This window comes from Spiroplasma phoeniceum P40 (assembly GCF_003339775.1).
GTDB lineage: Bacteria > Bacillota_I > Bacilli_A > Mycoplasmatales > Mycoplasmataceae > Spiroplasma > Spiroplasma phoeniceum.
Window position 1 is genome coordinate 1,273,224 of sequence record NZ_CP031088.1, and the last position, 18,757, is coordinate 1,291,980.

Genomic DNA, 18,757 nt, shown 5'->3' on the forward strand with positions numbered 1-18,757 from the left:
GAATTCTTGGAACTTATATTAAAGGAGGATAAATAATATGTGAAAAGATGAAGATGGCAAAGTTTACGCAGGAGAAGATTTATTTAATGAAGCATTAGAAGAATGTCATTCAGAAGAAAGTGCTTATGACTATATTGAAAAATTAATTATGGAAAAGAATTTGGAGGAATTATAAAATGAAAAAATTACAAGATTTAATTAAAGATTTAACAGGAGTTACTGTTGAACAAGAAAAAATCAATGAATATTTAGAATATGAAGCATTAGATTTACAAGGTGCTTATTTACGAAGTGCTAATTTACAAGGTACTGATTTACAAGGCGTTAATTTACAAGGTACTGATTTATCTTTTGTTGATTTACGAGGTACTGATTTACAATATGCTAAGTTACAAGATGCTGATTTACAAGGTGCTTATTTACGAGGCGCTAAATTACAAGATGCTAATTTATATCGCGCTGATTTACAAGGTGCTAATTTACAAGGTACTAGAATTACAAAAAAACAATTAGAACAATTAACTGTTATTGAAGAGGAATTATAAAATGAAAACATTACAAGATTTAATTAAAGATTTAACAGATATTATTGTTGAAGAACAAAAAATAAATGATTATTTAGAAAATGAACCATTAGATTTAGAATATACTGATTTATCTTGTGCTAAATTAAAAGATGCTGATTTACATTGGGCTGATTTAAAAGGTGTTAATTTACGAGGTGCTGATTTAGAAGATGCTGATTTATATAATGCTAATTTAAAAGGTGTTAAAATCACCAAGCAACAATTAGACCAATTAACTGTTATTGAGGGGGATGAATAATGAATATAACAGAATTAATTGATGCACTTAATAGCAAAATTCAAGCAATTAAATGAGAAAATGAAGCACTTAATAGCAAAATACGAACACTTAAAGCAGAAAATGAAGCACTTAAAAAAGAACTTGCTGAATTAAAACAAAAACAATTATTTAAAGAAGATTTTGGTGTTTTAACTGAAATGTATTATGTAAATGGTTCAATGCAACGTTGGGGTAATGATTATGATTATTGTTTAAAGGATAATTCTAAATATTACAAATTGCCTAGTAAGGATGTGAAATAATGAAAAATATAGTTCAAAATGTTTCTTTTCCTTTTGCAATTAAAGGTAATGATTTTAAAGAATTAAGTTTAAAAGCATTAAATATTAAAAAATGAATTGATGAAAATGGACAAGAATTAGCAGAATTTATATACAGACAACAAGCTTGATTAATAAATGGAGAATATAAATCACAATCACTAAAAGATTTAAAATTAGTAGTTTCAAAAATTGATTATGTTTTTAGAGAACTATTAGAATTAATAAAAAATTTTAAAGATCCATTAAATTCTATTAGAAACGTTATTTTAAATTTAGAAAAAAATATTAAGAATAATCAAGATTATTTAAAAAATAGTGTCATTGATATTCAATTTCAAAAACAAAATGAAATTGTTGAAAATCATAAAAAAGAACAATTTTTAGAAATTAAAAGTGTAGCAAAACAAGAACAAGAATTAAAAATTATTACTAGTAATTTTCGTAAAGAAAAATTATTAATAAAAGATATTGAAATATTAGGTATTAATGATGATTTTTTAGAAAATGCTAATCAATATGAATTAAAGCAATTAATTAAATATTTAATTATTGATGAAAAGTTAGTTAAAAATACAATTAAAGCACAATGAGATACAAATACTGATAATAAAGTAGTTGGTATTAAAGGAATAAATATTCAAATTAAAGGAGTGAAATAAAATGACAAATATTGTTGAATTTTTAAAAACAGATAAGGTAAATGAATGAATAAAAAGTAAATTTTCTAATGAAAATGAAATTGCAAGATTTAAAAGTAATATTGTAGCAATCTCAAATAGCAATGATTTATTACAAAAAGCAGACCCAAGAACTATTATGACTGCTTGTTATCAAGGTGTTTTATTAAATTTACCAATGGAAAAACAATTTGGTTATGCTTATGTCGTTCCATATAATACTAAAATAACAAGAATTATTAATGGTCGTGAAATCCAAGAATGAGTTAATCAAGCACAATTTCAAATGGGATATAAAGGTTATATTCAATTAGCACAAAGAAGCGGTCAATATTTAGATATGTCAGTATCAGGTGTTAGAGTTGGTGAATTAGTAACTTATGACCGTTTAAAAGGAACTAGTTTTAATTGAGTACAAAATGAAGATGAACGAGAAAAATTGCAAATTATAGGCTATGTAGCATATTTTAAAATGGTTAATGGGTTTGAAAAAACTTTATATATGACAAAAGAACAAATGAAAAATCATTTTATGAAGTATTCTAAAACTTATGCTAAAAATAAATCATTTTATATTTCTACTTTTGATGAAATGGCATTAAAAACAGTATTAACATCATTATTAAGAAAATGAGGTATTATGTCTGTAGAATTACAGCAAGCATATAAATCAGATCAATCAGTTATAACTACTAATGATGAAAATATTTATATTGATAATGATACTACTGTCGCCAAAAATAAAGGACAGATGAGCGATGAACCCTTATTAAATAATATAAATACCCCATCTTATACAGAAATAGCGGACACTAACGATAATGTAGTTAAAGAAGAAGATATCTCAAATGTAGTACCAGCAGTTAATAATAATGAGAAGGATTTATACGCTTGATAAAAATAGGTATTGACCCATCAGGAACTGGTACTACTGGTATTGTTTGTTATATAAATAACAAATTGTAGATAAAACAGAAATAATAAGCAAAGAATGAACAATACATGTATTAAAAATCTTGGAATATATAGGAGAACAACAAGAATGTAAAATATATATTGAAAATTGTTTACCAACAAATGCTAATGGTTCAAAAGATAGAGATGATTTATTAAGAGTATTAGGTGCTATTGAAATTGAAAATAAATTTAATCTTATTGGAGGACTTAGTTTTTCATTCTGTCCTTATTTTATATCACCAAAATATACTAAATCAGTTGTTAAAAATATGGAAAATTTAAGTAAATATAATGATAGTTGTTTATGAAAATATGATAAAGATACTAATTTAACTTATCAATATGGTAAAGGTTGATTTTATAATAATGAAAAAAATAAGTAATCATCTCCGCGATGCAATTATTATTGCTAATTATGAAAACTAATTTAGGTGAATTATATTTAGGTGATAGTTTAGAAATATTAAAAACAATATCTGATAAAAGTATTGATTTAATATTAACTGATCCACCTTACCTTTACCCTGATATTGCTAAAAAATTAGAAAATAAAGAAAAGCATATTAAATATAATTTAAAAAAAATACAAGATCCTAATTGTTCTAATATTCAATATCAAATTCGTAAAAGAGAACTTGAATTTTTACAGGGTGAATTTATTAGTAGTTTTGATATACCATCATATTTTAAAGAATGAATGCGAATTATTAAAAAACCAAATTTTATAATTTATTTATTAAAACAACAATTAAAAGATTATTTAATTGAAATAGAAAATTATAACTTAAAGTTTGAATTAATAATTTACAAAAAACAAATGATGCATCTACTAATGCTGCATATCGTAAAGATAAAGAATTATGTTTATATATTTACAAAAAACCAATTTCTTATAGTAATGTTTGAAATCAAGATATGAAAACTATTTATCAAATTACTAATAGCAATAATCAATTTATAGGAAATATAAAACACCCTACTATTAAAGATATTAATTTAATTAAATTACAAATAAATAAGCATAGTAAAAATGGTGTAAAAAAACTTAAACCAGGTATAGTAGATGATAAAATTCCAAAAAATTTATTTGCTGATCTATTTTTAAATTGAGTAGCTTTTTTTCAAGTGATTTAGAAATACTAAATGTTTTAATTAAAGTAGGAATAGATATTAGTAATTGAAAAAATCTAATATTTTAATTAACTATATTTGCAATTTTAGGTGATAACAAATTCAATATAGCAAATTCTTATTGTCTATATCCTCATCCCAATTCTCAATTATCTAAATAATAAGAATTTTGGTGTTCGCTTGTAGCAAATTGTTTAACTTCCAATAAAGTTGTAAACACTCTAACAGGTCTATAACTTGAAATTTTACCTGTTTTTTTAGAAACATAATCTTTTTTATAAATTTCTAAAATTCCTTCTCCGCTTAACCCAATAGGTTCAAATTTGAATCCTAATAAAAATGAATCTGGTCTACATGGTATTAATAATTCAAAAATAATTTTTTTACTGTTATTAACAACTAATTTATTAATAGATAATGATATTTTTTCAGATATAGTATGTAATTGTTTCTTAATAGTATCAATTAATTTATTAACTAATTTTTCTAATCAATAAAATGGATTAATTTTTTTAACTGAATTAATTATTTTTCTTTTCATCTTAATAAAATTTTCAATTAAACTTTTTTGAAATTTATAACTCAATCGATACTGATTAATTTTTAAAATTGTTTCATTACCAATTTTTGTTTTAGCTAAATCTGATAAAATCACAACTGCATCAATATCATTTAGATTTGAAAATTCATCTAATGAAATATTACTTATTTTTTTAAATATTAATCATATTTTTTGCATCTAAATTATTATATTTAGGAATTAAATTTTTATCTATTTTAAATAATATTTTTTCAATTTCTAATAAACTATTTAATTCTTCTACAGTAAATTATTTTAATTCCTTTTTCATTTCACCTTGAACAACTGCTGCAATACTTTACAAAATTTCATTTTCTGTTACTTCTTTTCCAAATCTTAAAACTACTTTATTTTTAGTAATGATATCAGTCATTGCTAATTTTTGTTGTGCTTGTCAAAAATTTTTAATTTCAAAATTTAAACCCATTTTTTGAAATATTTTTTCTTGATTGGCGAAATTTAATAATTTCTGTTGCCTCATTCCTCTACCTAATTTTCCAAATTCATTAACAGAAAAAAACAAATTTAATAATGTATTTTTCAAATTAACATTTTTATTTAATAATGTCATTAAATTCCATTACTAAAAAATTTGATAATGAGGAAATAGCTATTCTTGTTGTAGAAATTGTTAATTGTGTTGCATTTAATCCTTGCGCAACTGCAGCTCCTAAACCACCAGTTAACACTCCTAAAGAAATAGCAACAAACTGAAATCTTAACATTTTCAAAAATATTCAAAATCAATTTTCATTTTGTATATTTGGTTGATATAATATTCTTTTTTTATATGTAACTAATTGAACATCAATTATTTTTCTAGCCATTTTCGGGATTTTATTGAATTAATTCCAAAATTTTATCTTTTGCTTCATAAATCTTATCAATCGTATCGGCTTTGATTAATTCTTCAAGTGCTTTAGTAAAGTTTTGATCATCTTTGTAATTAGCTGGTAATGAAGTAATAATTAATGATTTTGCTAAGTTTTTTGCTTGATCCAATTGTTCATGCGAAATAGAAGATTTTTCAGATTCTGTTTCTGTTTCTGTTTTGTAACCAAATACAAATTTATTTTGAACAATAGCACATTCATAAAATTCATTATCAACAATAAATTTTTGCCCAACAAATGGAACATGTGTATACTCACCAGCTTGCAATTGTAAATCAACAGCTAATACCCACGCAAATGCTTGCGGTAAAACAGGTAAAAATTGAAATCCTAGTTTTCCAATTGATGCTTCAATAAAATTAAATCCTAATGCACTTTTAATAGTCGCAGAAGTTCCTTCAATTGAAGTTTGAGTAAATTGAATTTTAGCATTAACCATAGCAGCTACAACTACATGATCAATAAAAATAATCATATCTTCTAAATGAGCATAGTTATCTTCTACTAATACTTCTAAACGTTTTAATTCATCAACAAAATTTTCTTTTGTAATTTTAACAGGATTTGGTACTAAATCTTTAACTCCGGATGCAATTTTTGATAAAACATATTTATCCAAAATTTTAGCTTTTTGAGAATCAGTTATTTTTAATTTATTCTCGGCTCAATTATCAGCTAATTTATCAACTTTGCTGATACGATTATAAACAGTAAAATTTTGAGTTAATTGTACTTTTTTTAAATCTTCCGTTACATACTTTTCATCAAATCCTTTAACTGTATCTCAATAAGTTTGTGTTTGAGATTCGTTCATAATAGGTAAAAATACTTCTGCTTTAAATGCACCACCATCTTGTTGCAATTGATTTGGAAATAAAGCAGCAATTTTAGAAGCACCATACAAATTTGTTAATCTTCAATTATTTTGAAAAAAAGTTTGTATTGTTTTAAATGTAACTGCCATGACTAACCTCCAATAATTGTTTTGCTTTGTGGATCAAATCCCATTTATACATTTTGTGTTTCATTATTAGAACTATTTTGTTCAGATTCATTGGTTTCTATAACTAGTCCTGTTCCTGAATTTCTTTTTACTTGTTCTTTTAAAATAGCCAATTCTTTCTATAAATAATCAATTCTTTCTTTTTTTCTGTCTCTTCTAAAACAGCTCTTGCTGCAGCTTCTTCTTCAGCCTTTTTAGTTTCCTCTTCACTTTGTGTTGTTTTATATTCTTCAATGGCATTATTAATTACTTCATCTAAATTAAAGTCTTCAATGACATAAGTGCCATCCTAATTTTTAATTGGTTCACCATTTTCATCTAATTTTAAAATCTTTAACATGTTAAATTTCCTCCTGTCAGTAATTGATGCACTATTTTTTGTTAAAAGTCAAATATTATTTTTTTCGATATTTTTCTTTTAAAATTCCAACACGATTAATTTCCTGAATATTTTTTACAATCAAAATATTATTTTTATTCATTCTATTAAAATCGTTTGTTATTATACTCTTAATATGAAAAACATCATCAATATTAAATCGATTAAGTTTTTTCATTTCAACAGGATCATAACTTTTAATAAAACCATAACTTGAACCTCATCTAACTTGTAATGTTAAAGTTGGAATTTTAATACCATTATAATCCTCATCTTTTATTCTCTTATTATATACAGTAACAATACCATCAAAAATTGCTACTAATACTTTATTTTCAATATGTCTAACTCCCATATTTTATTTCCTCCCAATTTCATAATTCACATTTCAACCCTCTTTCTTTTTCTAATAAATGTGCTTCCAAGATTATTTTTGCATGTATTGCATGTTCATTTTTTTGACCAAATTCCTCTAATAATTTTTTTACTTTAATTTTATCTTTATCATTTGGCTTATGCAATCTAATTTTTGTATCATAGATATATCTAAGAATTACTATTAATTCTCTGGTAGCTTTAACTTCTTTCATTTTTTCAGGACCTTAATGCAAATTTTCAATTACAATGACTTCGATTAAAATAAAATTATTAACTTCTTGAAATTTTTTAATTTCACTTTGTATTTTTAATGCAGATTCAACTGGATTATCAGATTTCAATTGTATATGTTTACGTATAGGTGATTTGGTTTTATATGTTTTTAAAAATATACCAGTAGGCTGGATCAATGCCAATTGATATTCGACTTCTTTTGTCATCAGTAAATAATTTATTCATTTTACCCTTCATTTCCATTTGTTACTCTTTTTGTAATTTCTTTTGTCATTTCTTTTGTAATTTTTATGTTTATCAAAAATATTGAATATTTTTTAAATAAAAAAAATAACTTTACGTAGAAAAAGTCTACTATGATATAATAATCTTGTACAAATAGTCTTTATTAAATTCCCCCTCCTTTATAACGCTGATAAATCTTTCAATAATTGTTCTAAATCAACTTCATCAGGTGGATCGGTGTTACTAATAGGGGTTTCTTGTTTCTTACTTTCCAGGACATTGTCCTGGTTTTTTTCTTGTTCTTTTTCTTTAACAATTTTTGCTTTTAAATTATTTCAATGTTCAAGTTTTTTATTTTTTTCTTCAATTGATTTATAAAAAATTTTAATTAAGTTATTTTCATAAGCTACTCAAATTTCATGATCATATAATTCTAAATCAATTAAATCATGAAATAACATATAGCCTTTATATTTTTTATTTGACTATTTTTTTACATTATCTTTTATAGATCTAGTTCAATGACTCAATTGCGGAATTATACCAATTAAAAATCATTCTTCTTTAAATTTATCTTTAAAACAAAACAAGAAGCTAAAATAAATGAACGTTCAGGTGTATTAATTATATAACTAATTACTTCATTGCCACATTTTTTATACGGTTGAATTGATGTTTTATGTATTCGATAGTTTGAAATATTTTTCCTTTTATTATTTTGTTTATGCGGTTCATAAAAACTGCCATCTTCTTTTTTAGAAAATTCAGCACGAAAATCGAACCCGGGTTCGATTTTCGTGTTCGAGCATGACATCCTGCTTCACAGTTCAAAATTTCACGCATAAACTTTCTCCTTTCTGTTATTAAATAAATAAATTTTTCAATAATTATGTTGTACTTTTTTTAAATTTAATATGTGGAATATCTGATGCTCATCGCACAGAATATTGATGTATTTTTTTAATTTCTTTTAGTTGTTTTATTTTTTTTGTAGAAACCACATACATTTTGTATTTTTGGTTTTTAAAGTTTTGGAAAGTAAATTTTTTTAATATTTTTAATTGAGGAGTTGAAATTATGCAAACAAAGCAATATTTTATTTTGCGGTCCCTAGTGAAAAAGTATGGTAAAGATAATGTTATTAATACTGTTAATAAGATTGCAAAAGATATTGAAATTAAAAAGTAAAAGAATAAATTATTCCGAGTAATTTATTAGCGGATAATTTATTCAGTAGTGTTTTTAATGGAGAGAAGCGACAACGAGCGGAGCAAGTTTGCAAATTTCAATTTTTTAGTTTTTAGAAAGGAGATGTATTATGCCAACTTGATTAACGACAATATTTAGTGTTGTTATTATATTAGGGATTTTTGCTTGAATTGGTTTATCAATTTATCAAAAAATTAAACAAATTCGAGGAAAGAAAAAAGATAAAAAAGAAATTGAAAGAAAGGAGAGTAATAAATAATGTTAGGTATGTATTTAACAACAGCGTTTAATTTTTTAACAGCACCTACACCTAAAACTATGACTGAGGGTATGACTGGGATTTGAACTGGTTTGACTAGTGCATTATGAAAAGTTAAAGAAGGTATAACAAATATTTTACCTGAGATAATGGTTTTCTTAGGTGAAGCGTGAATTATATTAATTCCATTTGCTATATTTTGTATTATTAAAATCTTAAACTTTTTCCGTGTTATGGTTAAAGGATTTTAATATTTATTATAATCGATTATATCTTAGTTAAGGCACACTAGGAAGTTTTAGTGAAATAATTGTTTTAATTGGTGATACCATTCATGATAATCAAAAAATAGATGGTATCACATTTGTAAAAAATGAATTTATTAAATAGAAAAATGAACTTATTATATTTACTATTAAAGTTCTTAATAGTTATTTTCAGTGTGCCAATTTTTATTATTTTTATATTTAACAATGTTTATTAACAATGTTTATTAACAATGTTTATTAAACATTAAATAAACAATATATTAGCATTATATATAACATTGTTAATAATCAGTGTTTATTACAATTAAAAAACATTATATAAACATTATTTATAACATTGTTTATTAAACAAATATTTAGTTAGGAGACTATATTATGGATATGAAATTTAAAACAACTAAGGAATATAAAAAATTAAAAAAAGAATTTATTATTATGAATTTTGTTTTTGTTTCTATTTATTTTGCTATATTAATTATTTCTGGTCTTTGTATTGTTTTTATAATTTGGTCTTTAAATGTAGGAGATATTATAGGTATTTCAGGTTGTTTAATGCTTTTTGTTGTACTTTTACCATTTGTAATTATGGATCATATATCAGAAGTTAAGGAATTTAAAGTTACAGTATTTAAGAAGCAATTATTACCGTTAGAAAATATAGTTGGAAAATTAGGAGAAGGTAAAATACTAAGAAGTGGAGATGATAAAATTGAGTAATTTTGTTAAGAAAAATCAGAATATAGAAAATTATTTTATTATTAGTAAGGAATTTATCCCTTTTACAACAGATAAAGCAAGTTTTATTAATTTACCCAATCATAATCGTCATATTGGTTTTTGATTGAATAATAAGTTTATTTATCCGAGTGAAAAACATTCGGAACAAGTAGCAATCGGTTTGATTTATGATAATTCTTATCCTATTGTAAAATATGATGAAAATTTAAAGCAAAATATTTGAAAATATTTAACTGGAACAGAATTAATCAATTTATATAATCAATATAAACAAAATTATTTTACTAAAATGAAAAAAGCGTTATTTTTAAGTGAACCTAAAAAAGTAAAAGCAAATAATAACAATAATAATTTAACAAATTGAAGTGTTGAAAAAGAAGAACAATTAATTAATGATTTAGAAAGTTTAAATTAAATGAGTTTATATGATTATTGAGTTCAATTTGTTAGTTATATTATTGGTTCAAATGCCCCTGAGTTTTTATATGTTATATCGTTTGTGTTATTTATTGTTTTGTTTTTTGGAATGTTTTTTAAACTTATTCAAAAAATGTGGAGTTTTTAAAAATGCAAAATGATTGACAAGAATTCAAAGAGTTTTTTATTTATATCTTTTTGTTTATAGATAAGGCGAATGTTGAAAGTATTACAATGTGGAATTTAACGCAAAATGAATATTTAACTTTGATGGTTGGTGTTTGAATTGTGATTTTGTTTTTAACTTGGTTTTTCTTGTGAATGGTTTTTAAAATAGTTGGGTATTTTAAATAATGAAAAAGTTTATATTTTTCTTTAAAAACTATTGTTATATTAGTGGTTCAATGTTTTTGTTTAGTTTAATTGATTTATTACTTTGGATAATTTCTTTTTATTGTGTTGGTTTAGTATTTTGAATATTATTTGCTTTGCAATGTGTATATTTTGTGTGATGATTGTGAAAAAATATTTTTTATCAGTTAAATGCTTTTCGGTTAGTAAATTTTGTTTGAGATAATCCGTTATCGGTAATTATTGGTAAGTTAGGAACTGGTAAAACATTACTTTTAACTTATTTGTCGCAAAATATGAAATTATTGACAGATGAAATTTATAGTAATTATCCGTTAGAAGATGATAAAGTTAAAGTTTTAACATTTAAAAATTTAGATTTTACCGATCGAACAAAACTAGTCCCACCCGATGATAGTGTTATTTTATTTGATGAAAGTTATTTATATATTGACGGAACTAGTCCTCACGATGAGAAAAAAGTTCATAGTGGTAAAATACCGTGAATTGTTTTAGCGAGACATTTTGGACATCGTGCGTTGTTTACTGCTCAGCGTGAAGGTATGATTTGAAATAATATTCGCCAGTTAGCAAGTGGGATTATTATTCCAATTTCATTGAAAAAACCCATTGCTAAAAAAGGATTTAATTTTTTTAATCGTTTCTTTATTATGCGAATTGGTATTTTTCAAGATATAACGGATTATGAAATTTGAAAAACAAAATCAGTAGAACGAAGAGCAGAAGGTAAAAGAGTAAAACATAAGTCGGATGTTGATCTAATAATTTTTTAATTTTATTTTGTAGTTCATATATTTGGTTATAAATCATTGTATAAGTATTATCACTTATTCTTGAATCATTTAATCATCTATTAAAATAATCAAATTTTTTATCTAATAATTTTTTAATTGTTTCCATTTTGGGCCTCTTTTAATTCTTCATAAACCATTTTTAATGTCTCATGTGCAATTTTGTTAGGTCATTTTTTGAAATCATCACCACAGATTTGTTTTACTTGTTTTATTTGTTTAACAATATTATTAATTTTTTCCATATATTAAATACTCTTTTGCTTAAAATACCTTTTTAACGATAAAAAACCACCTTAGTGGTCTTAAATGTATATGGTACCTTACAAAAAAAAAAAAAAAAATATTATAATCTTAAGATTAAAATTCTGATTGTGTCATTGAATTAATGCCCCCACCACCTAAAATTATTTCACGTGCATAAACAGGAATTACTTTCCGTTTTGGAAAACATTTTCGTAATACCATAATTGCTTTTTGATCATAAACTGGATCACCAAAAATTGGACAAATCAGCGCTTTGTTAACAAAATGAAAATTAAGATAACTAGCAGGAAGACGAAAACCTGGCATTCGATGTTTAAAACGTAAACTACATTCACGGTCAGTTGCTTCACGTTGGGTTAAAAATAATGGAAGTGGTTGATAAATTTTAGTAATTTTTAGTTTTCGCCCTTTGGCATCAGTTGTTGATTCTAACAATGATAAAGCTTCGATACTTCGTTCATATTGTGGATCATCTTTATTATCTGTTCATGCTAATAAAACATGTCCGGGTTCAACAATTTGAAGTAAATTGTTAATATGACCACATGCCTCATCATTATATAGTCCCCTTGTAATTCAAATAATTTTTTTAACATTTAAATATTGCTTTAAATATTGTTCAATTTCAAGTTTTGTTAAAGTAGGGTTTCGATTTGGGTTTAATAAACATTCTTCGGTTGTATATAATGTTCCTTCGCCATCAACATGAATACTCCCACTTTCTAGCACTAACGGACAAGCATAATAATCAACACCGCTAGTATTTGCCATTGTAATAGCCACGTTATTATCCACATTATAGTCTCAGTTAAAGTGTTTTGGTTTTAACATTAAACTATTTTGCATTCCTAAGCCATTAAATTCAAAACTAACTGCACGGCGTTCTCCCTTTTCATTTATTAAATAAAGTGCTCCTATATCACGTGCCCAACTATCATAATAATTTGTTTTTACTAAGTTAATATTACTATTTCCTAGCATTTTTTTAACTCGTAAATAATTCTGTTCATTAACAATCATTTGGACTGGTTCATAATTACTAATAATTTTAGCAACTAATGCAAAAAATTTTTGCGCGGGAAAAGCATTTTTCTGTCAATTATCTTTCATATATGGTCATATCATTCAAGTTTGTAAATGATTACTTGCTTCTGCTGGCAAATAAAACCCATCTTCTTGCGGAGTTGTTGTTAATAATTTACTCATTTTATAATTCCTCCGTTCTAAATAGCACCGACTATTTTATTAATAAAGAAAAATATAATTAAAAAATATTATTTGTTTTAAATAACAAATAATATATAAATGTTTATTATTATTAAAAATCATTTTTAAACAAAAATTTTCAATATAGATATTTTTTTAATACATTTGATTTAAAATATTAATTTCAAAAGAAACTGGTGAAGATGACATAATTTGACTAATACTTGCGATACAACGTGTAATCATTTTTCCCTGAGGTTTTAATTTACAAAGAACCTTAATTTTGTTTGTTAAAGCAAAATTTAAATTTAAACAAAGATTAAAAACTTCTGTTGCGGCAGTTGAATTAATAATTTTAAGTTTAAATGAATCTCATTCTTTTTCTAAATGTCTTTGATGATAATTAACCCGTAATTTATCAACTTGGATTTCATTTTGATATAAAATAATATCTGTCATTTCTGATTGTTTAATATAATTTGAACCTAAATCAGAAAAACATAATTGTAAATAATCAATTTCAAAAAGATTAACTGCCATTTCTTCACCAATTTTCCTCATATTTTATTATAACCTTATCATAAATACAATAAACTAGCAAATATCTTGTGTTAAAAATAAAGTTAAAATTATGTTATCAAATAGAGGGTAATTGTTTTTATTAAAATTAATTAATACAACAAAATACTTATTTTTGATTAATTGTAAATTTATAACAATTAAAGTAGTAATCCTTTTTAGTTAAACGACCTAACATCATAATCCTAGTTTTGTTTTATAATATTTATTACGAAAATTAAACATAAATATTAGCAAATACTTATCCATTAAAAAGTTTTTTCCACTTTTAGTTTATCATAATTTTAGGGGTTAAAAAAAGGAAATATAATTTTCCTGAAAAAAATATTTTTTTAAACTTTATTAACAATTTGTTCATTAATTAAAATAATAAACTTATCAAAAGTAGTAGTAATTTGGTCTTCTTGTCCATAAATTCGATAAGTAATCATTTTTTTATCCCGTTCTTGGTCACCAATCACAATTTGATATGGAATTTTAGCAACTTGTGCTTCTCGAATTTTATAACTTAAACGCTCATCACGATCATCAATAATTGTACGTAATTTTAACTTTTTAAATTGCTGATGCAATTCATTAACATATTCCAAATGATACTCATTATTAACTGGGATTATGACAATTTGTTTTGGAGCTAATCAAAATGGTAAAACCCCTTTTGTTTGTTCTAATAAAATTGCAATAAAACGCTCATAAGTTCCAATTAAACCACGATGTAACATTACTGGTCTTGCTTTTGCTCCTGTTGCATCAATATAACTTAAATTTGATTTTTTTGGTAATAAAAAATCAAATTGTAGAGTTGAAACAGTAATTTCATTGTTTAATGCTGTCTTAATTTGAATGTCTAACTTTGGTCCATAAAACGCTGCTTCGCCAATCATTGGCACATATGGAATTTTTAAATCATCTAATGCTTCTTGTAGCATTTGTTCAGCATGATTTCACATTTGATCATCATCATAATATTTTTCCTTATTTGTTGGATCACGTAATGACAATGAATAATAATCAACAGTAATTTTTAAATCTGTTAAAACTTCATTAATTAATTTAAAACAACGTTTAAATTCTTCTTTTAACTGGTCATGACGTAAAAAGATGTGTGAATCAGTTAATTGCATCATTCGTACTCGCTCGAGTCCTGTTAAGCTTCCCGATGTCTCATAACGATGTAAAATGGCATGCTCAGCAATCCGTAATGGTAATTCACGATAACTACGTTGTTTATAATTATAGACAGCAATATGGTGCGGACATGCCATTGGCCGTAAAACACTAATTTCATTATCTTGTGCCATTGGTGCAAACATATTTTCTTGATAATGATCCCAATGACCAGAAATTTTATACATTTCACTAGTTCCAATAACTGGTGTATCAACCTCAATAAAATCATATTCTCATTCTTTTTCTCGGATATATTCTTGTAGTACTTTTTTTAATGCCATTCCATTTGGTAACCAAATTGGTAAACCGGGTCCAACTAATTTATCAAAAGTAAAGATTTCTAAATCCTTTCCAATTTTACGATGATCGCGTTGTTTACGCTCTTCATATGCTAATAATATTTGTTCAAATAATTCACGCGAAAAATGTGAACTTCCAGTTAATCGTTGCAACATTTTATTTTTAGCATCATCTTGTCAATACGCTCCTGATAAACTTCAAAGTTTTAATACTTTAATATGTTTTAAAGTTGTAACTGGATAAGTATTTGGCAAATATAATTCATTGCCAAGTAAGTATCCGGCTTGTTCTGACCCTGTTTCTAGACAAAAAGTTAATAAATAATGATTATCCATATATCATTTTTTTGCATCGGTCAGAGTCCCTAAAACAGGTTTAATAGCAAGATTATTATTAATTAATTTTGTTACTTCCTGTTCTAAAGCACTAAGATCGGTTTCTTTTAAATGTGGTTCAACATCAAAGTCAATTAAAAAGGTATCATCTTGTACCACAATTTTTGCAATTTTAGCGGTTGGATGTAAATTAGTAATTGCTTTTGCTACTATTAATGCTGTTGTATTATGCAAAATTGATAAGGCTCGTGGTGATTTATCAGTAATAATTTCTAATTGCCCATCAGTTGTTACTAAATAGTCTAAACTATGAATTTGACCAGCAAAAACCCCACCAAAGGCAGCTTTCCCTAGACTTGATGCAATACTGCTGGCAATAGCATGAATTGTTTGTGGACTTTTAAATTCACGAACTTGCCCATCTGGTAATGTAATTTTAATCATTTGTAATCTTCCTTTCCTAAAAATAAAATTCGCTCCCAATATTATTAAAACAATAATACTAGGAGCGAGTTCTTCGCGGTACCATCCTAATTAAATTAGGATTTAACCTAATTTATCTTTCGCACTTAATAACGAAAAGTACTTAAACGTAAACTAACCGTTGTTACTAGTAATCTAATCTTTCTTTTATTAAGCTTCCATCATCCTTAACTTTCTGAGAAAAGAGGAAGATTAGACCATGGGTAACTAGTTTAATTATTTAATTGTAATTTCTTTAATTTCTTCGTTGCGCGCAAATAAAATTGTTGAACCAATTTTTGCTCCTCATTTTTTTGCAACTTCACAAATTGCTTTTTCATCTGTTTTAAATGCTTCATAATTATCAACTTTATTCATAAAAATTGAATGCCATGATCCAAAGGCAGTATACAATTCTGGAAGTGGACTAACTCCTAAAATTACTACATTCGGGCGGAATTTTGAAATTGTTTTTAATAATTCTCCGGTGTTTGAAACAACAACAGCATATTCATATTTTCCATCTTTACATTTATTTGCTAATTTTTTAGCAATATCAGCGCGTGGTCCTGTTGTTGAATTCATAGCATCTTCTAATTGCTTTTCATAATATAATTTTGAATAAAATTCATGCTCTGCTCGTTTATTAATCATTGCCATCGTATGAACAGTAATAAATGGATAGTCACCATTTGCTGATTCACCTGATAACATTGTTGCATCAGATCCTAATTCTGTTGCAAAATAAACATCAGTAACTTCTGCTCGTGTTGGCGATGGATTTTCTGTCATTGTTTCTAACATTTGTGTTGCAACAATAACAATTTTTCCTGCTTCACGACATTTACGAATAATAATTTTTTCTCAATATGGAACATCATAATAAGGAATTTCTAAACCTAAATCTCCCCGCGCAACCATAATTCCATCCGATGCGGCAATAATTTCATCAATATTATTAATTCCAATTTGTGATTCAATTTTAGCAATAATTTGAACATGTTCAGCTTTACACTCTTTTAATAATTTTCGAATTTCTTTGATATTACCAGCTGTGTTAACAAATGATGCTGCAATATAATCAATTCCTTGTTCAACTCCAAATTTAATATCATTAATATCTTTTTCAGCTAAAAATGGTAATGTAAAGTCGACCCCCGGTAAATTAATTCGTTTATTTGTTTTAACAATATGATGGTTGAAAGCTTTTGTTTCAATAATTCCTGGCTTAACACCAGTAACATTTAACTGTAATTTCCCATCATCAACTAATACTACGTCACCAACTTTTAAGTCTTGTGACATATCATATGAAACAGTAATTTCCGTTCCAGTTCCTTCACGGCTTTGATATTCCTTTGGTAATGAATAAATTGTAACTGTTGCACCAGCAACAATTTCTTGCTTCCCATCTTTCATTATTCCAACACGAATTTCTGGACCTTTCGTATCTAATAATACTGAAATTGGTTTACCAATTTTAGCACTAACTTCTCGTGCTCACACAATTCGTGCTCCTTGTTCATCATGATCTCCATGTGAAAAGTTTAAGCGAATTGTGGTCATTCCTGCTTTAAACAGTTCTTCAAGGGCTCCCGCTGAATGGGTGCTTGGTCCAATTGTTGTAATAATTTTTGTTCTTTTCATTTTCTCGTTAATATTAAAGTTATCCATTCTCTTGATAATCTCCTTCTAAAAATATTTTACCACCTTATTTTATCGTAAAATTATGATTTTTGATAAATATTCTGATTTAATTCATCAAATTTAGCTCAAATTTCTTTCCGTGATGGTCGTGGAATACTTAATGATTCCACAATTGGACGAGCAATAATTTGATCACCGTGATTGCCAATTGCTAAACCACCTGCTCCCGCAATAATTTGTTCAACAGCAAATTGTGCCATTTGAAAAGCACGATAACGCTCCATTGCCGTTGGATTACCACCTCGTTGAGTATGTCCTAAAACTGTTGCACGGGTAATATAACCACTTTTACTTTCAACTAATTTTGCTAATTTATGCACATCGGGATAAATCATTTCACTAACAACAATAATAACACTTCGTTTTTGTGCTTGATATAATGTTGCAACCCGCTCAGCAATTTCTGTCTCAGATAAAGCAGCTTCGTTAATTGAAATAATATCTGCTCCACCAGCAATTCCAGCATATAAAGCAATATCACCACATGCATGACCCATTACTTCCACAATTGAACAACGATTATGTGATTGCATTGTATCACGCAAGCGATCAATTGCTTCAACAACAATATTAATGGCAGTATCAAAACCAATCGTATAATCTGATGAAGTGATATCATTATCAATTGTTCCTGGTAAAGCAATACAATTAATTCCCATCTCTGTTAACCGTTGTGCTCCTTGATAACTGCCATCACCGCCAATAACTACTAATGCTGCAATTCCTTGTTTTTTTAAATTAGTAACAGCTTTTTCTCGTACCTTTGGGTCTTTAAATTCCGGTAAGCGTGCACTTCCAATCACAGTCCCTCCTAAACGCATAATACTATCCGCAAAATTATTATCAACAACTTCCATTCAATTATTAATTAATCCTAAATAACCATCACGAATAATATATGTTTCTAATCCTTTAGCATGTGCTGTTTTAATAACCCCAGCAATCGCCGCATTCATTCCTTGCGAATCACCACCAGATGTTAAAATTCCAATTTTTTTAAGCATGCTTTTTCTCCTTCTCTTTTGTTTCTTTAATCTTGTTTATATTAATTTTAGTTGATATTCTACGATTGTAAAGATTTTTTTAACT

The 18,757-nt window shown here is 26.0% G+C and carries 26 protein-coding genes and 1 pseudogene; 14 read left to right on the top strand and 13 right to left on the bottom strand.

The window, feature by feature from the left end:
* Window positions 1-37 precede the first annotated feature (37 nt).
* The 8 genes from SDAV_RS12185 to SDAV_RS07845 all read left to right on the top strand — a co-directional run bounded on the left by SDAV_RS12185 (window position 38) and on the right by SDAV_RS07845 (window position 3,725).
* Window positions 38-175, top strand: a complete 138-nt coding sequence (locus SDAV_RS12185; RefSeq protein WP_186823365.1) for a hypothetical protein — start codon at window positions 38-40, stop codon at window positions 173-175.
* Window position 176: 1 nt separating this feature from the next.
* Window positions 177-545, top strand: a complete 369-nt coding sequence (locus SDAV_RS07815; RefSeq protein WP_114565171.1) for a pentapeptide repeat-containing protein — start codon at window positions 177-179, stop codon at window positions 543-545.
* A 1-nt stretch (window position 546) separates the two neighbouring features.
* Window positions 547-825 (top strand): pentapeptide repeat-containing protein, encoded by a 279-nt coding sequence (locus tag SDAV_RS07820; protein WP_114565172.1) that lies wholly within the window; start codon window positions 547-549, stop codon window positions 823-825.
* Window positions 825-1,109, top strand: a complete 285-nt coding sequence (locus SDAV_RS07825; protein WP_114565173.1) for a hypothetical protein — start codon at window positions 825-827, stop codon at window positions 1,107-1,109. The genes SDAV_RS07820 and SDAV_RS07825 overlap by 1 nt, the downstream gene beginning before the upstream one ends.
* A complete protein-coding gene (locus tag SDAV_RS07830) occupies window positions 1,109-1,789 on the top strand; it encodes a hypothetical protein (RefSeq protein WP_114565174.1) in 681 nt (226 codons plus the stop codon). The genes SDAV_RS07825 and SDAV_RS07830 overlap by 1 nt, the downstream gene beginning before the upstream one ends.
* A 1-nt stretch (window position 1,790) precedes the next feature.
* Window positions 1,791-2,705, top strand: coding sequence for a recombinase RecT (locus SDAV_RS07835; RefSeq protein ID WP_114565175.1), 915 nt, complete (start codon window positions 1,791-1,793; stop codon window positions 2,703-2,705).
* Window positions 2,706-2,823: 118 nt separating this feature from the next.
* Window positions 2,824-3,147, top strand: coding sequence for a hypothetical protein (locus SDAV_RS07840; RefSeq protein ID WP_114565176.1), 324 nt, complete (start codon window positions 2,824-2,826; stop codon window positions 3,145-3,147).
* A 23-nt stretch (window positions 3,148-3,170) separates the two neighbouring features.
* Complete coding sequence (locus SDAV_RS07845) at window positions 3,171-3,725, top strand: TRM11 family methyltransferase (protein ID WP_151202522.1); 555 nt, start codon at window positions 3,171-3,173, stop codon at window positions 3,723-3,725.
* A gap of 288 nt (window positions 3,726-4,013) precedes the next feature.
* Here the strand turns inward: SDAV_RS07845 and SDAV_RS07855 are convergent, their stop codons facing one another.
* From SDAV_RS07855 to SDAV_RS07890, 7 genes are all read right to left on the bottom strand, one after another.
* A complete protein-coding gene (locus SDAV_RS07855) occupies window positions 4,014-4,634 on the bottom strand; it encodes a hypothetical protein (RefSeq protein ID WP_114565179.1) in 621 nt (206 codons plus the stop codon).
* Between the two features lie 139 nt (window positions 4,635-4,773).
* The gene (locus tag SDAV_RS07860) at window positions 4,774-5,046 is read right to left on the bottom strand and encodes a hypothetical protein (protein WP_114565180.1); all 273 of its coding nucleotides are present in this window, start codon (window positions 5,044-5,046) and stop codon (window positions 4,774-4,776) included.
* Window positions 5,030-5,302: a hypothetical protein gene (locus tag SDAV_RS07865; RefSeq protein ID WP_114565181.1), complete on the bottom strand. Its 273-nt coding sequence runs from the start codon at window positions 5,300-5,302 to the stop codon at window positions 5,030-5,032. The genes SDAV_RS07860 and SDAV_RS07865 overlap by 17 nt, the downstream gene beginning before the upstream one ends.
* A 10-nt stretch (window positions 5,303-5,312) precedes the next feature.
* On the bottom strand, window positions 5,313-6,332 hold the full coding sequence (locus tag SDAV_RS07870) for a hypothetical protein (RefSeq protein ID WP_114565182.1): 1,020 nt from the start codon (window positions 6,330-6,332) through the stop codon (window positions 5,313-5,315).
* A 434-nt stretch (window positions 6,333-6,766) separates the two neighbouring features.
* Window positions 6,767-7,105 carry a hypothetical protein gene (locus SDAV_RS07875; RefSeq protein WP_114565183.1) on the bottom strand — a complete coding sequence of 113 codons (339 nt, stop codon included), beginning with the start codon at window positions 7,103-7,105 and terminating at the stop codon, window positions 6,767-6,769.
* Window positions 7,095-7,340 (bottom strand): hypothetical protein, encoded by a 246-nt coding sequence (locus tag SDAV_RS07880; protein ID WP_114565184.1) that lies wholly within the window; start codon window positions 7,338-7,340, stop codon window positions 7,095-7,097. The genes SDAV_RS07875 and SDAV_RS07880 overlap by 11 nt, the downstream gene beginning before the upstream one ends.
* Window positions 7,341-7,766: 426 nt before the next feature.
* The gene (locus tag SDAV_RS07890) at window positions 7,767-8,048 is read right to left on the bottom strand and encodes a hypothetical protein (RefSeq protein ID WP_114565186.1); all 282 of its coding nucleotides are present in this window, start codon (window positions 8,046-8,048) and stop codon (window positions 7,767-7,769) included.
* Window positions 8,049-8,905: 857 nt separating this feature from the next.
* Here SDAV_RS07890 and SDAV_RS07900 point away from each other — a divergent pair.
* The 6 genes and pseudogenes from SDAV_RS07900 to SDAV_RS07930 all read left to right on the top strand — a co-directional run.
* Window positions 8,906-9,055, top strand: a complete 150-nt coding sequence (locus tag SDAV_RS07900) for a hypothetical protein (protein WP_015967969.1) — start codon at window positions 8,906-8,908, stop codon at window positions 9,053-9,055.
* The gene (locus tag SDAV_RS07905) at window positions 9,055-9,306 is read left to right on the top strand and encodes a hypothetical protein (protein WP_071937632.1); all 252 of its coding nucleotides are present in this window, start codon (window positions 9,055-9,057) and stop codon (window positions 9,304-9,306) included. Before SDAV_RS07900 ends, SDAV_RS07905 begins: the two co-directional genes overlap by 1 nt.
* Window positions 9,307-9,699: 393 nt before the next feature.
* On the top strand, window positions 9,700-10,041 hold the full coding sequence (locus SDAV_RS07910) for a hypothetical protein (protein ID WP_114565188.1): 342 nt from the start codon (window positions 9,700-9,702) through the stop codon (window positions 10,039-10,041).
* On the top strand, window positions 10,025-10,477 hold the full coding sequence (locus SDAV_RS07915; protein ID WP_114565189.1) for a DUF3627 domain-containing protein: 453 nt from the start codon (window positions 10,025-10,027) through the stop codon (window positions 10,475-10,477). Before SDAV_RS07910 ends, SDAV_RS07915 begins: the two co-directional genes overlap by 17 nt.
* Before the next feature lie 152 nt (window positions 10,478-10,629).
* Window positions 10,630-10,833, top strand: coding sequence for a DUF2649 domain-containing protein (locus SDAV_RS07925; protein ID WP_114564286.1), 204 nt, complete (start codon window positions 10,630-10,632; stop codon window positions 10,831-10,833).
* Window positions 10,833-11,612, top strand: a pseudogene (locus SDAV_RS07930) (hypothetical protein); the annotation flags it as partial. The gene SDAV_RS07925 and the pseudogene SDAV_RS07930, both read left to right, overlap by 1 nt.
* A gap of 125 nt (window positions 11,613-11,737) precedes the next feature.
* Here the strand turns inward: SDAV_RS07930 and SDAV_RS12190 are convergent.
* From SDAV_RS12190 to pfkA, 6 genes are all read right to left on the bottom strand, one after another.
* Window positions 11,738-11,887 (bottom strand): hypothetical protein, encoded by a 150-nt coding sequence (locus SDAV_RS12190; RefSeq protein ID WP_186823366.1) that lies wholly within the window; start codon window positions 11,885-11,887, stop codon window positions 11,738-11,740.
* A 115-nt stretch (window positions 11,888-12,002) separates the two neighbouring features.
* A complete protein-coding gene (aguA, locus tag SDAV_RS07935; RefSeq protein ID WP_114565190.1) occupies window positions 12,003-13,115 on the bottom strand; it encodes an agmatine deiminase in 1,113 nt (370 codons plus the stop codon).
* Window positions 13,116-13,271: 156 nt separating this feature from the next.
* Entirely contained in the window at window positions 13,272-13,676 is a 405-nt protein-coding gene (locus SDAV_RS07940) for a hypothetical protein (RefSeq protein WP_186823367.1), read from the bottom strand.
* A 350-nt stretch (window positions 13,677-14,026) separates the two neighbouring features.
* The gene (gene thrS, locus SDAV_RS07945; protein ID WP_114565191.1) at window positions 14,027-15,943 is read right to left on the bottom strand and encodes a threonine--tRNA ligase; all 1,917 of its coding nucleotides are present in this window, start codon (window positions 15,941-15,943) and stop codon (window positions 14,027-14,029) included.
* Window positions 15,944-16,198: 255 nt separating this feature from the next.
* Window positions 16,199-17,635, bottom strand: coding sequence for a pyruvate kinase (gene pyk, locus SDAV_RS07950; protein WP_114565192.1), 1,437 nt, complete (start codon window positions 17,633-17,635; stop codon window positions 16,199-16,201).
* A 53-nt stretch (window positions 17,636-17,688) separates the two neighbouring features.
* Complete coding sequence (gene pfkA / locus SDAV_RS07955; protein WP_114565193.1) at window positions 17,689-18,672, bottom strand: 6-phosphofructokinase; 984 nt, start codon at window positions 18,670-18,672, stop codon at window positions 17,689-17,691.
* Window positions 18,673-18,757: the final 85 nt, after the last annotated feature.